The following is a 13,791-nucleotide window of genomic DNA, read 5'->3' as shown; positions in this document are numbered from 1 at the left end:
ACCGACGACGGGAGCAACGATGCACCTCGACCTGACCGACCGCGTGGTCGTCGTGACCGGCGCAGCGCGCGGGATCGGCCGCACGCTCGCCGACCGTCTCGTCGACGAAGGGTGCCGCGTCGTCGCACTCGACCTGGCCTTCGAACCGGACTTCCCGCTCGAGCACGTCGTGTGCAACGTCGCCGACCCGGCGTCCGTGCGCGACGCCGTGGACGAGGTCGTCGGGCGGCACGGCACGATCGACGTCCTGGTGAACAACGCCGGCATCAACGTCACGGGCACGGTCGCCGAACTGCAGTGGGACGCCTGGCGCCGCTGCATGGACGTCAACCTCGGTGGCACGTTCCTGATGAGCCAGGCCGTCGCACCGGTGATGCAGGCGGCCGGGCGCGGTCGGATCGTCAACGCCGCGTCGTTCGCGGCGATCGTGCCGAGCGTCGGGAGCGCGGCCTACGCGGCGTCGAAGGCCGCGGTCGTCTCGTTCACCCGGGTCCTGGCGTCCGAGCTCGGCCCGTGGGGGATCACCGTGAACGCGTACGCACCCGGCATGGTGCCGACGGCGATGAACGGCTTCGCGACGATGCCGACCGAGGCACAGGACCGTCTGCTGGACACGCTGTCACTCCGCCGGTGGGAGACTCCGGACGACGTCGCCGACCTGCTCGTCTTCCTGGCGAGCGACGCCTCGGGGTACATCACGGGCACCCTGCTCGACGTCTCCGGCGGCAAGCTCGCGACCCAGATCCCCGCCCGCGCGCACGGTCGGACCTGAGCGGACTGCTGTCCGGCCGCACAGGTTCTCCACATGGCTCGCTTCGTAAGCTGTGAGAGCCCAGTGAGCCGGACTGCCGCCCGACCCCGAGGAGGTGCCCGATGGTCTTCGTCCTCGTCGCGTTCGCGATCGTCGCCCTGATCGTCCCCGCACTGACCCCCGTCCTCGGGCGCCGCGTCTTCTTCGTCGCAGCCCTCGCCCCTGCCGCCGCCGCGGTGCTGACGATCGCCCAGACCGACGCCGCCCTGCACGGCAGCGTCGTCGAACGGCACCAGTGGGTCTCCCAGCTCGACCTCGACGTCACGCTGCGGATGGACGCCCTGTCGTGGGTCCTCGCCCTCGTGGTGTCGATCGTCGGCGCGTTGGTGCTGGTCTACTGCGCCTCGTACTTCGAGCGGGACGAACCCGGGCTCGGTCGGTTCGCCGGGGTCCTGACCGCCTTCGCCGGCTCGATGTACGGGCTCGTGATCGCCGACGACGTGATCGTGCTGTTCGTCCTGTGGGAGGCCACGACGGTCTTCTCCTACCTGCTCATCGGGCACGACGCTGCGAAGCGCGCCAGCCGTGCCGCCGCCATGCAGGCGCTGGTGGTGACCACCGCCGGCGGCCTGGCGATGCTCGCGGGCCTCGTGATGCTCTCGGTCGCAGCGGGTACGACGTCGCTGTCCGGGATCGTCGCCGACCCCCCGAGCGGCACGGTCGTCTCGGTGTCGGTGGTCCTGGTGCTGCTCGGAGCACTGACGAAGTCGGCGATCGTGCCGTTCCACTTCTGGCTGCCCGCCGCGATGGCCGCGCCCACCCCGGTCAGCGCGTACCTGCACGCCGCGGCGATGGTGAAGGCCGGCATCTACCTGGTGGCCCGGCTCGCCCCCGCGTTCGCGCTGCTCGACGGCTGGCGCGAGACCATCACGCTGCTCGGTGTCGCCGGGATGCTCGTCGGTGGGTACCGGGCGCTGCGCCAGACCGACCTGAAGCTCCTGCTCGCCTACGGCACCGTGGCCCAGCTCGGGTTCCTCGTGCTCGCCGCCGGATGGGGCGCCCCCGCGGTCGCCCTCGGCGGGGTCGCGCTGCTCGTGGCGCACGCCGCCTTCAAGTCCACGCTCTTCCTGGTCGTCGGTGCGATCGACCACGTCGCCGGCACGCGCGACCTCGGTCGGCTCAGCGGGCTCGGCCGTGCCCGCCCGTGGCTGGCGGTCGTCGCGGTGCTCGCGCTGGTGTCGATGGCCGGGATCCCGCCCACGATCGGGTTCGTCGCGAAGGAAGCCGTGCTGACCGGCTTCACCGAGTCGCTGCACGGCCCCGACGCCGGCTGGGCGTGGTTCGCCCTGGCCGGCGTGACCGTCGGCTCGGTGCTCACCGTGGCGTACTCGCTGCGCTTCCTGTGGGGCGCCTTCGCCCGGAAGCCCGGCGTCGCGACCACCGAGCCGCACGCCCTGCACGGCCTCGCCGTCGTCCCCTCGGTCCTCGCGCTCACCGGCCTCGCCCTCGGCCTGCTCACCCCGGTGGTCGCGCACGGCATCGAGCCCGCTGCGACGACCGCGGCGCTCGGCGGCGGAGCGGTCCCGCACCTCGCGCTCTGGCACGGCCTGGAGCCCGCGCTCGGCCTGTCCGCGATCACCCTGGTCGGCGGCCTCGCACTGTTCGCCCTGCGCCGACCGGTCGAGGCGATCCAGCACCGGCTCGCCGGGTTCCCGAGCGCCGCGGGCACGTACCGGCACGGCATGCGGCTGCTCGACCGCGGAGCGACCGGGCTCACGGCAAGCCTGCAGCGCGGCTCGCTCCCCTACTACCTGACGGTGATCCTGTCGGTGTTCGTCGCCGGGGCGCTCGCCAACCTGGTGCTCGGTGGTCCGTGGGAGTTCCACGTCCGCTTCGCCGACTCGTGGGGCCAGATCCCGGTGATGATCGTGATGTCGATCGCCGGCATCGCGGTGCTCACGGCGAAGACCCGGTTCGCCGCCGCCGTCCTGGTCGGCGTCACGGGCTACGGCCTGTCGGTGCTGTTCGTCCTGCACGGCGCGGTCGACCTCGCCCTGACGCAGCTCGTGGTCGAGACGGTCACCCTGATCGCCTTCGTCCTGGTCCTGCGCCGACTGCCCCCGCGCATCGCGACGACGAACCCGTCGCGGTTCCGCATCGTGCGGGCCCTGTTCGCCGGGCTGGCGGGGCTGACGCTCGCGATCGTCGTCGTCGTCGCCGCCTCGGCCCGCACCGCGCGTCCCCTCTGGCCGGACCTGCCCGCGCTGACGAGCTCGTTCGGGCACGGTCTCAACGTGGTGAACGTCGCCCTCGTCGACCTGCGCGGCTGGGACACCCTCGGTGAACTCACCGTCGTGGTCGCCGCGGCCACCGGTGTCGCGAGCCTGATCTTCGTGAACTCGCGCGAGGACACCCTGCCCCGGCTGCGCGACCTGCCCGAGACCCTGACCGCGAACGGCGAGCGCACCGACGGTGAGCCCCGCGCCTGGCTACCGACGAGCGCCGCGATCCCGACCGGGCGCTCGGCACTGCTCGACGTGGTCGTCCGGTTGCTGTTCCACGGCCTGATCGTGCTGTCGGTCTACCTGCTGTTCGCCGGGCACAACGCCGCCGGTGGCGGGTTCGCCGGTGGCCTGGTCGCCGGCATCGCGCTCGCGGCCCGCTACCTGGCCGGCGGACCGGCCGAACTCGGCGCCGCGGCCCCGGTGCGCGCCGGTCGCCTGCTCGGCCTGGGGGTCGCGACGGCCGCGATCACCGCGATCGTGCCGCTGTTCTTCGGCCGCGAAGCCCTGTACTCCGAGTTCTTCGAGGCCACCGTCCCGGTCCTCGGCCACGTCGAGTTCGTCACCGCAACGTTCTTCGACATCGGCGTGTACCTGGTCGTCGTCGGCCTGGTGCTCGACGTCCTCCGCAGTCTCGGGGCCGAGGTCGACCGGCAGCGCCTCGAGGACGCCTCGACCCCGACACGCGACACCACCGAGGAGTCCGTCGGCGACACCCTCGATGCCCCCACCCCGGAAGGGAGCGCCACGTGACCGTCACCCTCGTCCTCGTGATCGCCATGGCGGTGCTGTTCTCGTGCGGCGTCTACCTGCTGCTCGAACGCTCCCTGACGCGGATGCTCCTCGGCTTCCTGCTGCTCGGCAACTCGCTCAACCTGCTGCTGCTGGTGATGTCCGGTGCCGCGGGCGACCCGCCGATCGGCAAGAGCGCCGAGGGCATCACCGACCCGCTCCCCCAGGCGTTCGCCCTGACCGCGATCGTCATCACCTTCGCCGTCAGTGCGTTCCTGCTCGCCCTGATCCACCGGTCGTGGCAGCTGTCCCGTGCCGACGAGGTCGAGGTCGACGAGGCCGACGCCGCGATCGGCCGCGACCGCGACGAGCCGGCCGACGAGGACCCGGAGACCACCACCGACGCAGAACAGGAGGCGACCCGATGACCTGGCTCGTCCCGCTCCTCGTCCTCGTCCCGCTGCTCGGTGCCGCGGTCGCGCTCGGACTCCTCCGGCACCAGAAGCTCCAGCGCGCGATCACCGTCGTGGTGCTCGTCGTGGCCCTGGCCGTCGCCGCCACGCTCATGGTCCTGGTCGACCGGCACGGCACGATCGTGGTGCAGGTCGGCGGCTGGGACGCCCCCTACGGCATCTCGCTCGTCGTCGACCGGCTGAGCGCCCTGCTGCTCACCGTCAGTGCGAGCGTGTTGCTGCTCGTCCTGCTGTTCTCGATCGGGCAGGGCCTGGCCGCCGACGACGAGGACGCCCCGGTCACGATCTTCTACCCGACCTACCTGGTGCTCGCGGCGGGTGTGCTCGACTCGTTCATCGCCGGCGACCTGTTCAACCTGTACGTCGCGTTCGAGATGCTGCTGGTGGCGAGCTACGTGCTCATCACGCTGGGCGGCAGTGAACAGCGTGTCCGGGCGGGCACGACGTACATCGTCACGAGCCTGATCGCGTCGGCGATCTTCCTCGCCGCCATCGGCCTGGTCTACGGCGCCACCGGCACAGTGAACATCGCCCAGATCAGCGAACGCGTCGCCGACCTTCCGGAGCACGTGCAGCTGCTCCTGCACACGATGCTGCTGATCGGGTTCGGCATCAAGGCGGCGGTGTTCCCGCTGGCGTTCTGGCTGCCGGACTCGTACCCGACGGCCCCGGCACCGGTCACGGCGGTCTTCGCGGGCCTGCTGACGAAGGTCGGCATCTACGCGATCATCCGGCTCGAGACGGTGATCTTCCCGCGGCCACAGCTCAACGAGGTGCTGCTGGTGGTCGCGGCGCTGACGATGGTGGTCGGGGTGCTCGGCGCGGTGTCGCAGACGGACGTCAAACGACTGCTGTCCTTCACGCTGATCAGCCACATCGGCTTCATGGTGATGGGCGTCGGCCTCGGCACCGTCGCGGGCACGGCGGCCGCGGTGTTCTACACGGTGCACCACATCGTCGTGCAGACCACGCTGTTCCTGGTGTCCGGCCTGATGGAACGCGTCGGCGGGACGACCTCGACCCGGTCGCTCGGCGGACTGCTGAAGGCCGCACCACTGCTGGCCGCCCTGTACCTGATCCCCGCGTTCAACCTGGGTGGCATCCCGCCGTTCTCCGGCTTCATCGGCAAGCTCGGCCTGTTCCGCGCCGCCGCCGAGGACGGGTCCCCGATGGCGTACGTCACCATCGGCGCCGGCGTCGTCACCTCGCTGCTCACCCTGTACGCGCTGATGCGGGTCTGGGACGCCGCCTTCTGGCGGCCGAAGCCCGCGGCCGAGGCCGCGGCCCCGCACGCGACGAGCGCCGAACCGCACGCCCACCTGCGGTCGCCGGAACCGGCGCCGCTCACCGTCTCCGAGGAGACGGGCGAGGCGTACCACCCGGGAGGCTCGGTGACGGTCACCGACGCACCGCACGCGGCCACCGCCTCCAGTCCGACCACCGGCGCGACCGAGGCGGTCGGCGAGGCCCCCGAGAAGGTGCGCCTGCCGCGCATGCTCGTCGGCGTGACGACCGTCGCGGTGCTCGGGTCCGTCGCCCTGACCGTCGTCGCCGGCCCGCTCTACGGCTACGCGACCCGCGCAGCGGAGTCGCTGGAGTCACCCGACCGCTACGTGCAGGCCGTGCTCGGAGGTGAGCGATGACCGACGTCCGCCGCATCTCGAACGCCAGGCGGATCGCACTGGCGTGGCGCTACGACGTGCCCCTGGTCGCGGGGCTCACCGTGCTGTGGGCGCTGCTCTGGGGGTCGTGGACCCCGCTGACGCTGCTCTGCGGCATCGTCGTGGCGCTCATCGTCACCCAGGCGCTGCCGCTCCCGCCGGTCCCGTTGTCCGCGCGGTTCTCGATCGTGCACGTGCTGCGGTTCCTGGTGGTGTGGTCCGGGCTGGTCATCGTGGCGTCGTTCCGGGTCGCCTGGGTCGCGTTCCGCCCGCGCGGTGTGCGGCGCAGCTCGATCACGCTCGTGCAGCTGCACTCCACGTCCGAGATGACCTTCACGCTCGCCACCCTCGCGGTCTCGCTCGTGCCCGGTTCGTACGTCGCCGACGTCGACCTGCGGCGCCGCCGGCTGCTGCTCCACGTGCTCGACACCGAGCGCCTGGAACAGGTCGACGACGAACGCCGGATGGCACTCCGGATCGAGGCCATGGTGATCCGTGCACTCGGGTCGAAGCAGGACGTCTCCGAGCTGTCCGAGCCGCTGCCGGAGGTGACCCGGTGAGCCCCGCCGTTCTGGTGATGGCCGTCGCCGTCGCGCTGGTGCTCGCGCTCCTGGGGGCGACGTTCGCCCTCGCGGTGTTCCGCATCGTGCGGGGTCCGACCATCCTCGACCGCATGATCGGGTCGGACATGGTGCTGACGACCGTGCTCGTGGTGATCGCCGCCGCGATGGTCGTCCGGCAGGACCTGACCGGCATCCCCGTGCTCGTGGTGATCTCGGCGACGAGTGTGTTCGCCACCGTCGCCGTCGCCCGGGCCGTCACCCCCTCGGCGGACCCGTCCGACGAGGGCCTGACCGCCACCACACCCGAGCGCGCCGAGGAGGACCAGTCGTGATCGAGATGATCGAGTCGTTCGTCGACGACGCCGGCATCCGGGCCTGGATCGCCGTCGGGCTGTTGCTCGTCGGGTCCCTGCTGTCGCTCGGGGCAGGGGTCGGCATCGTCCGGTTCCCGGACCCGCTCGTCCGTCTGCACGCGATGGCGAAGCCGCAGGTGCTCGGGCTCGCCCTCGCGCTGGCCGCGATCGTCGTCGCGGTGTGGACGTGGACGGCGTTCTGGGTCGTCCTGCCGATCATGGTGTTCCAGCTGTTCCTGGTGCCGGTCTCGACGCACATGATCGCCCGCGCCGGCCTGCGAGCCGACGACTACCGGCACGAGGACCTGCTCGTCGACGACACGGAGTCCTGACGCAGGCACTTGACGGACGGGAGGCCCGTGGCGGCGTCGCCACGGGCCTCCCGTCCGTCAGGTGGTCACGTTCGCCGTCAGGCGGTCGCGACCCGGCGGGGCAGCAGCAGGTTGCCGACCGCGGCGACCACGACGATGGCGGCGGAGACCGCCGGCAGCAGCATCGCCGCTGCGGTGCCGTGCTGCTCGGCGACGTCACCCGCGATCGCGGAGGCGATCGACTGGCCGACGATGACCGCGGACCCGAGGATCGTCATGGTGGTGGCGGAGCGGCCGACGGGTGACCGGTCCGAGCCGAGGCTGTACTGGGCGACCAGGGTGGGCCCGATCCCGATGCCCATGACCGCGAGGACGATGCCCGCGGCGACGACGGAGTCGGCACTGGCGAACGCGATCGCACCGCCGAGGAGCACGACACCGAAGACGAGCCAGCGCCAGCCGAGGCCGAACGCCCGGGGGAACGCCGCCGACCCGAGCGCCAACCCGGCGGACCCGATGCCCATCAGGCCGTAGAGCAGACCGGCCTGCGAGGCCTCGCCGTGGGTCTCCATGAACGCGGTGAGCGAGGTGAGCGTCGAGCCGAAGAACAGGCCGATGCCGAGGATGCCGACCACCACGACGACGAGTCGCGGGCGCAGGAGCTGCCGCGCGGGTGCCTGCGTCAGCTCCGCGTGCTGGCCGACCACGAGCTTGCCGGTCGGGTGCAGCGCGAATGCGGTGACGAACACGAACGTCAGGACCGAGGCGCCGGCGACGGCCACCCACGGGGCGATCGCGCTGGCGAGGATGCCGACCAGGAAGGGCCCGATGATGAAGACGGTCTCGTCGGCGGCGGACTCGTAGGCCATCGTGCCGCTGAGGGTCTTCTCGCGCCGTGCCGGGGCCATCCGCTGGCCGATGATCGCGACGAGCCGCGTGCGGGACATCGGGGCGACCTGCGGGGCCGACGCACCGATGCAGAACGCGACCGCGAGGACCGCGAGGTCGGGCGCGGTGCCGCTGACGACGAACGGGAAGAACCCGAGCAGCGCCGCGTTCACCAGGCCGACGGGGACGAGCACCGCCCGCTGGCCGAAGCGGTCGGCCGCGGCGCCGACCAACGGGCCGAAGACCGCGGAGCCGATGCCGACGGCGGCGGAGTTGACGCCACCGAGGGCGACGGAGTCACGGGTGGCGACGACCAGTGTCAGGACGCCGACGACCATCATGGCGAACGGGAGCCGGGCGATGAACGCGACGGGGAAGTACCAACGGCCGGCGAGGGAGACGAGTGAGGCGTCGGCTGCGGCCGGAGTGGTGCCGGTGTCGCCGGTGGAACGGGTCTGGAGCATCGGGGTTGTGCCTTCTCGGCCCGACCCGGTTCGGCGGGGGCGGACCCATCGGGTGCCGCCGTTGTCCGCCGGGGAGCCGGCGGCCGGTAGATACACACTGCGTGTTCTGAACAGCGCCCATCGTACCAAGCGGGCGTCAGGGCCCCGGAGGAGTTCGGGCCGGGCTTGGTCCCGCCGGTCACGACACCCCGTCGGCCGGCCGCGGCGCGGTCGCAGACCGTCGCCTGCGGCGCCGCCAGCCGACAGTTCGCGACCAGTCGGCAGGCGACCCGCGACGTGTCGTGACCAGTCAGCTGAGCTGACCGAGCAACGAGATGCGACCCGCCGAGGAACTGCTGCGGCGGGTCGCTCGGGTCAGGAGACCTCGCCCGCGCGGGCTCCCGCCCACAGGTCGACGTCGGTGATGCCGACGGAGTGCTCGTCGATGACGCGGAGCTCCTCGTCGGTGAACGACGTGTTCGACAGCGCGGCGACGTTGTCCTCGAGCTGCGAAACCCGCGACGCACCGATCACGAGCGAGGTCACCCGCTCGTCGCGGAGTGCCCAGGCGAGCGCGAGCTGCGCGAGGGACTGTCCGCGGGCGGCGGCGACGTCGTTCAGGGCGCGGAGGTGCTCGACGACCTCGGGCGTGATGCTCGACGCGTCGAGGGACTTGCCCGCCGCCGCTCGGGAGTCCTCGGGCACACCGTTCAGGTACTTGCCGGTCAGCAGCCCCTGCGCGAGGGCGGTGAAGCCGATCACGCCGAAGCCGAGTTCGCCGGCCGTGTCGAGCAGCCCCTCGGTCTCGATCCAACGGTTGAGCATCGAGTACGAGGGCTGGTGGATGAGGAGCGGGGTGCCGAGGTCGCGGAGGATCTCGGCTGCCTGCCGACTGCGCTCGGCGTCGTACGACGAGATCCCGACGTACAGCGCCTTGCCCTGCTGGACGGCGGTGTGCAGGGCGCCCATCGTCTCCTCGAGCGGGGTCGACGCGTCGAGGCGGTGCGAGTAGAAGACGTCGACGTAGTCCAGGCCCGTGCGCTGCAGGGACTGGTCGAGCGAGGCGAGCACGTACTTGCGCGAGCCGCCGCCCTGCCCGTACGGTCCGGGCCACATGTCCCAGCCCGCCTTCGTCGAGACGACCATCTCGTCACGGTACGGCCGGAAGTCCTCACGCATCAGGCGGCCGAAGTTCACCTCGGCGGCGCCGTACGGCGGGCCGTAGTTGTTCGCGAGGTCGTGGTGGGTGATCCCGAGGTCGAAGGCCCGACGGCTGATGGCGCGCTGGTTCTCGAACGGCATGTCGTCCCCGAAGTTGTGCCAGTAGCCCAGGGAGAGCAACGGCAGGTCGAGGCCCGAGCGGCCGGTCCGGCGGTACGTCATCGAGTCGTAGCGGTCGTCACTGGCGATGTAGGTCATGCAACGAGCCTGGCACTCGAAGACGGCCACGGCCTCGCGTGCTTCGCTTCGCGGACCCATGATGGGTGCACCAGACCACGAGGAGACGACGATGGCACGGACGACGAAGACCGAGACCACCTTCACCGACGAGGAGCGCGCGGCGATGCAGGAGCACGCCGCCGAGGTCAAGCGCACCCGCAGCACGAAGGGCACCAAGGCCGAGAAGGCCGCAGCCGACGCCGCTGCGGTCGAGGCGAAGATCGCCGAGATGCCCCAGCCGGACCGGGGACTGGCCGAGCGCATCCACCGCATCGCGCTCGAGGTCGCACCCGAACTCGCGCCGAAGCTCTGGTACGGCATGCCCGCCTACGCGCGCGACGGCAAGGCGGTGTTCTTCTTCCAGGACGCCGCGAAGTTCAAGGCCCGGTACGCGACGCTCGGGTTCCAGGACTCGGCCGGGCTCGACGACGGCACGTTCTGGCCGACGTCGTGGGCGATCAGCCCGGAGTTCTCCGAGGCCGACGAGGCACGGGTGGCCGAGCTGATCCGCCGCGCGGTCGGGTGACGGCGCTCGGGCTGGGGGCCGCTCCCGTCTTCGCCCTGCTGTTCCTGGTGCTGTACCTGCTGGGACGAAGCCGGGACCCGCGGATGCTCCGCAACGGAGTGTTCCTGACCGCGGCCGTGCTGTTCGGGCTCGCGACGGTCGTGTCCGTGCTGACCGCGGTGGTCCCCGGGTTCAGCCTGCTCGTCGCCGTGGTGCTGTTGCTCGTGCCGCTCGCCGTGGTGGTGCTCGGGGTCGCCCTGGTCGCGAACGGCCTGCAGATGCTCCGGGCCGAGGGCCGCAGCGTCGGCAACCTGCTGTCGCTCGCCGCCGGGGTGGCCGTGTTCGTGCTGCCGGCGGTCGCCATCGCCCTGCTCGTCTCGGGGAGCGGTGAGGGCTTCACGCTCTGGGACGGCACGAAGATCGCGGTCGCAGTGCTGATGGTGTTCGTCTGCGGGTACTTCGCGCTGTCGCTGGTCGCGTTCGCCCTGTACTCCGTGGTCTACGGGCGGACGCGGCACGGCATCGTCCCCGACACGATCGTCGTCCTCGGCTCCGGGCTCGTGCACGGCGAGGTCCCACCGCTGCTGCAGAGCCGGCTCGACCGGGCGCTCTGCGTCTACCGGGCCGAACGGAGCGCCGGACGCCGGCCGCTCCTCGTGCCGTCCGGCGGGCAGGGCGACGACGAACCCCGCCCCGAGGGCACCGCGATGGCCGAGTACCTGGTGGCGAACGGCGCCGACCCGGACGACGTGGTGCCGGAGACCACGTCCCGGAACACCCGCGAGAACCTGCGGTTCTCGCGGGACGTGCAGACGGCCGCCGGACGGGACGGCCAGATGGTCGTGGTCACGAACAACTACCACGTGCTGCGGGCCGCGACCCTGGCCCGTCGCCTCGACCTGCCGGCCCAGGTCGTCGGCGCGCGCACGGCCGCGTACTACGTCCCGAGCGCGTTCCTGCGGGAGTTCGCGGCCGTGATCGTCGAGCACCGCTGGCTCAACGTCGTCGCCTGCACGCCGTTGGTGCTGTTCACCGGGTTCCTGCTCTGGGAGTCGTTCCAGCAGCGGTAGACGCGACCCACGGACGGACTGGAGGCCCTTGGCGGGCCCGCCACGCGCCTCCGGTCCGAGCCGCCGTAAGATCTCGACCATGGTCGAGATCCAGCCGCCACGTCCCACCGACCTGCTGCCCATCGGCGAGATCGTGCGCCGCACGGGCGTGGCCGCCTCGGCCCTGCACTTCTACGAGCGCAAGGGGCTGATCCACCCGGAGCGCACCGACGGTGGCACGCGGATGTACCCGCGGCACGTCGAACGGCGGATCGCGATCATCCAGGTGGCCAAGCGCCTCGGCATCCCGCTCAGCGAGGTCGCCGAGCAGTTCGAGGCACTGCCCGCCGACCGCATGCCCTCGCTGCGGGACTGGAACCGGCTGAACGAGCGGTGGCGCGCACGACTGCGGGCCCGCCAGCTGGAGCTCGAGCGCCTGCAGCAGGAGATGACGCAGTGCATCGGCTGCGGCTGCGTCTCGCTCGGTGCCTGCTCGGTCGTGAACCCGGGCGACGCCCTGGGCGACGAGGGGCACGGCGCACGCCGACTGCTGCCGATCGAGGACGACGCAGCCGGCGCCGCCGAGGACGCTGTCGCCTAGCTCGCGCGCAGTCCGTCGTCGATCCGCTGCAGCAGCGCGAGGGCCTCGGCCGTGCCCCGCTCGTCGCCGCCGAGTGCCGTCCGGAGCTTGCCGGACCAGTGCCGGTAGAGCCGGTCGACGCTCTCCTGCGCCAGCGCGGTCGAGTGCAGCTGCACGGTACGGGCGTCGGCGGGGTCCTGGCGCCGCTCGACCATCCCCTTGGCCACGAGCGACCGGAGCGCGACGCTGAGGTTGCTGCGCTGCAGGGCGGTGGCCTCGGCGGTGGTGCTGGGCGAGGTGCCCGGGTTGCGGTTGATCCAGCGCATCACGAGCGCCTCGGTACCGGTCAGCGGCACGATGTCGAGCGTCTCCGAGCCGTGCGGGTCGATGTCGCGCGCGATCCTGAGCAGGACGTCCGCGAACTCGGCGAGGACGTGGTCGGACACGGCGGAGTGCATGTCCGTACTGTACCGATCTCCGGCGATGAGTTATGCTTTCATAACAATGACCACGGACACCGGAACCATCCGCGCGACGATCGCGACACCCACGACCAAGCAGCAGGGCATCACGACCGCGCTGCTCCTGGTGCTCGGCCTGCTCAGTGCCGTCGCCCCCTTCGCCACCGACCTGTACCTGCCGGCGTTCCCGCAGATGACCACCGAGCTCGGGGCGAGCGCCACCGCCGTGCAGCTCACCCTGACCGCGTTCCTGGTGGGCGTGACCGCGGGCCAGCTCGTGTTCGGCCCGCTGTCCGACCGGTTCGGCCGTGTGCCGCCGCTCATCGCCGGCGCCGCCGTGTGCGTGCTCGCCAGCATCGCCGCGGTGCTCGCGCCGAACATCGGCGTGCTCATCGCCGCCCGCCTGCTGCAGGGCCTCGGCGGTGCGGCGGGCATGGTGATCAGCCGTGCGGTCATCTCCGACCTGGCGACGGGCAAGTCCGCCGCCCGGGCGTTCTCGCTCATGATGATCGTCGGCGGGGTCGCCCCGGTCGTCGCACCGCTGCTCGGCGGTCTGCTCACGGGCCCGATCGGCTGGCGCGGCCTGCTCTCGATCGTTCTCGGCCTGTCGGTCGTCATGCTCGTCGCGGTCCTCGCCGTGATCCGCGAGACCCACCTGAAGGAACACCGCGACACCCTGCGCGCGGAACGCCGCGGCTCGGGCTCGGCACTCCGAGCCCTGCGTTCCCGCACGTTCCTCGGCTACACGGCCGTGTTCGGCTTCGCGTTCGCCGTGATGATGGCCTACATCTCCGCATCACCGTTCCTGTACCAGGACATGATCGGCTTCGGCACGGTCGGCTACGGCCTGGCCTTCGGGCTGAACGCCCTGGCGCTGATGGGCGTCAGCATCCTGTCCGCCAAGCTCACCGCGACCCGTTCGGTCACGGGGGTGCTGTCGCTCGGCATCGTGCTGGTGCTCGCGTCGACCGTCGCGTTCGCGCTGCTCGTCGTCTCCGGGGCGCCGGTCATCTGGCTCGCCGTGCCGCTGTTCACCGCGGTGGGCTCGCTCGGCCTGGTGCTCGGCAACGCCACGGCGCTCGCCCTCGGTGCGGTTCCGTCGGCCGCCGGCAGCGCCTCGGCCGTGCTCGGTGCGCTGCAGTTCGGGCTCGCGGCGCTCGTGTCCCCGCTCGTCAGCATCGGCGGCTCGGACACCGCGGCACCGTTGGCGATCGTGATGCTCGCCGCCTCGGTGGTGGCCGTCGTGGCGCTGCTCGCGGCGCGGGGCCGGACCAGCACGGCCCGCTGACCCAGCCCGGC

The 13,791-nt window shown here is 71.8% G+C and carries 14 protein-coding genes; 11 read left to right on the top strand and 3 right to left on the bottom strand.

The genetic code is table 11. The annotated features are described in order from the left end of the window. Window positions 1-19: 19 nt before the first annotated feature. The 7 genes from BOSE127_RS00140 to mnhG all read left to right on the top strand — a co-directional run bounded on the left by BOSE127_RS00140 (window position 20) and on the right by mnhG (window position 7,147). Entirely contained in the window at window positions 20-772 is a 753-nt protein-coding gene (locus tag BOSE127_RS00140; RefSeq protein WP_159555933.1) for an SDR family NAD(P)-dependent oxidoreductase, read from the top strand. A 101-nt stretch (window positions 773-873) separates the two neighbouring features. Beyond that, on the top strand, window positions 874-3,786 hold the full coding sequence (locus BOSE127_RS00135) for a Na+/H+ antiporter subunit A (RefSeq protein ID WP_159555932.1): 2,913 nt from the start codon (window positions 874-876) through the stop codon (window positions 3,784-3,786). Continuing rightward, window positions 3,783-4,193 carry a Na(+)/H(+) antiporter subunit C gene (locus tag BOSE127_RS00130; protein WP_017887553.1) on the top strand — a complete coding sequence of 137 codons (411 nt, stop codon included), beginning with the start codon at window positions 3,783-3,785 and terminating at the stop codon, window positions 4,191-4,193. Before BOSE127_RS00135 ends, BOSE127_RS00130 begins: the two co-directional genes overlap by 4 nt. Further along, window positions 4,190-5,881, top strand: a complete 1,692-nt coding sequence (locus BOSE127_RS00125; protein ID WP_017887554.1) for a Na+/H+ antiporter subunit D — start codon at window positions 4,190-4,192, stop codon at window positions 5,879-5,881. Before BOSE127_RS00130 ends, BOSE127_RS00125 begins: the two co-directional genes overlap by 4 nt. Further along, window positions 5,878-6,459 (top strand): Na+/H+ antiporter subunit E, encoded by a 582-nt coding sequence (locus tag BOSE127_RS00120; RefSeq protein ID WP_017887555.1) that lies wholly within the window; start codon window positions 5,878-5,880, stop codon window positions 6,457-6,459. Before BOSE127_RS00125 ends, BOSE127_RS00120 begins: the two co-directional genes overlap by 4 nt. Next, window positions 6,456-6,794, top strand: a complete 339-nt coding sequence (locus tag BOSE127_RS00115) for a sodium:proton antiporter (protein ID WP_152427286.1) — start codon at window positions 6,456-6,458, stop codon at window positions 6,792-6,794. The genes BOSE127_RS00120 and BOSE127_RS00115 overlap by 4 nt, the downstream gene beginning before the upstream one ends. 5 nt (window positions 6,795-6,799) lie before the next feature. Beyond that, a complete protein-coding gene (gene mnhG, locus BOSE127_RS00110) occupies window positions 6,800-7,147 on the top strand; it encodes a monovalent cation/H(+) antiporter subunit G (RefSeq protein WP_042539882.1) in 348 nt (115 codons plus the stop codon). Window positions 7,148-7,224: 77 nt separating this feature from the next. Here the strand turns inward: mnhG and BOSE127_RS00105 are convergent, their stop codons facing one another. Together BOSE127_RS00105 and mgrA are read right to left on the bottom strand one after the other, a co-directional pair. Beyond that, window positions 7,225-8,478, bottom strand: a complete 1,254-nt coding sequence (locus BOSE127_RS00105) for an MFS transporter (RefSeq protein ID WP_159555931.1) — start codon at window positions 8,476-8,478, stop codon at window positions 7,225-7,227. Between the two features lie 354 nt (window positions 8,479-8,832). After that, window positions 8,833-9,876 carry an L-glyceraldehyde 3-phosphate reductase gene (gene mgrA, locus BOSE127_RS00100; RefSeq protein WP_017887559.1) on the bottom strand — a complete coding sequence of 348 codons (1,044 nt, stop codon included), beginning with the start codon at window positions 9,874-9,876 and terminating at the stop codon, window positions 8,833-8,835. A gap of 91 nt (window positions 9,877-9,967) precedes the next feature. Here mgrA and BOSE127_RS00095 point away from each other — a divergent pair, with 91 nt between their 5' ends. The 3 genes from BOSE127_RS00095 to soxR all read left to right on the top strand — a co-directional run bounded on the left by BOSE127_RS00095 (window position 9,968) and on the right by soxR (window position 12,052). Beyond that, a complete protein-coding gene (locus BOSE127_RS00095; protein WP_201300407.1) occupies window positions 9,968-10,423 on the top strand; it encodes an iron chaperone in 456 nt (151 codons plus the stop codon). Beyond that, window positions 10,420-11,472 carry a YdcF family protein gene (locus BOSE127_RS00090; RefSeq protein ID WP_159555930.1) on the top strand — a complete coding sequence of 351 codons (1,053 nt, stop codon included), beginning with the start codon at window positions 10,420-10,422 and terminating at the stop codon, window positions 11,470-11,472. The genes BOSE127_RS00095 and BOSE127_RS00090 overlap by 4 nt, the downstream gene beginning before the upstream one ends. Window positions 11,473-11,551: 79 nt before the next feature. Further along, window positions 11,552-12,052 (top strand): redox-sensitive transcriptional activator SoxR, encoded by a 501-nt coding sequence (gene soxR, locus BOSE127_RS00085; RefSeq protein ID WP_017887562.1) that lies wholly within the window; start codon window positions 11,552-11,554, stop codon window positions 12,050-12,052. Here soxR and BOSE127_RS00080 read toward each other — a convergent pair. Further along, entirely contained in the window at window positions 12,049-12,489 is a 441-nt protein-coding gene (locus BOSE127_RS00080) for a MarR family winged helix-turn-helix transcriptional regulator (protein WP_236559462.1), read from the bottom strand. The genes soxR and BOSE127_RS00080 overlap by 4 nt on opposite strands. Before the next feature lie 46 nt (window positions 12,490-12,535). Here BOSE127_RS00080 and BOSE127_RS00075 point away from each other — a divergent pair, with 46 nt between their 5' ends. Further along, complete coding sequence (locus BOSE127_RS00075) at window positions 12,536-13,780, top strand: multidrug effflux MFS transporter (RefSeq protein WP_159555929.1); 1,245 nt, start codon at window positions 12,536-12,538, stop codon at window positions 13,778-13,780. Window positions 13,781-13,791 lie beyond the last annotated feature (11 nt).

Source organism: Curtobacterium sp. 8I-2, assembly GCF_902506155.1.
Classification (GTDB): Bacteria; Actinomycetota; Actinomycetes; order Actinomycetales; family Microbacteriaceae; genus Curtobacterium; species Curtobacterium poinsettiae.
The sequence above is the reverse complement of the archived record's forward strand: the minus strand, read 5'-3'. Positions and strand labels throughout refer to the sequence as shown.

Coding starts and splice junctions, on each gene's coding strand:
- BOSE127_RS00135 (WP_159555932.1), top strand. CDS start 874: ATGGTCTTCGTCCTCGTCGCGTTCGCGATCGTCGCCCTGATCGTCCCC.
- BOSE127_RS00075 (WP_159555929.1), top strand. CDS start 12,536: ATGACCACGGACACCGGAACCATCCGCGCGACGATCGCGACACCCACG.
- BOSE127_RS00095 (WP_201300407.1), top strand. CDS start 9,968: ATGGCACGGACGACGAAGACCGAGACCACCTTCACCGACGAGGAGCGC.
- mgrA (WP_017887559.1), bottom strand. CDS start 9,876: ATGACCTACATCGCCAGTGACGACCGCTACGACTCGATGACGTACCGC.
- BOSE127_RS00125 (WP_017887554.1), top strand. CDS start 4,190: ATGACCTGGCTCGTCCCGCTCCTCGTCCTCGTCCCGCTGCTCGGTGCC.
- BOSE127_RS00080 (WP_236559462.1), bottom strand. CDS start 12,489: ATGCACTCCGCCGTGTCCGACCACGTCCTCGCCGAGTTCGCGGACGTC.
- mnhG (WP_042539882.1), top strand. CDS start 6,800: ATGATCGAGTCGTTCGTCGACGACGCCGGCATCCGGGCCTGGATCGCC.
- BOSE127_RS00120 (WP_017887555.1), top strand. CDS start 5,878: ATGACCGACGTCCGCCGCATCTCGAACGCCAGGCGGATCGCACTGGCG.
- BOSE127_RS00105 (WP_159555931.1), bottom strand. CDS start 8,478: ATGCTCCAGACCCGTTCCACCGGCGACACCGGCACCACTCCGGCCGCA.
- BOSE127_RS00140 (WP_159555933.1), top strand. CDS start 20: ATGCACCTCGACCTGACCGACCGCGTGGTCGTCGTGACCGGCGCAGCG.
- soxR (WP_017887562.1), top strand. CDS start 11,552: ATGGTCGAGATCCAGCCGCCACGTCCCACCGACCTGCTGCCCATCGGC.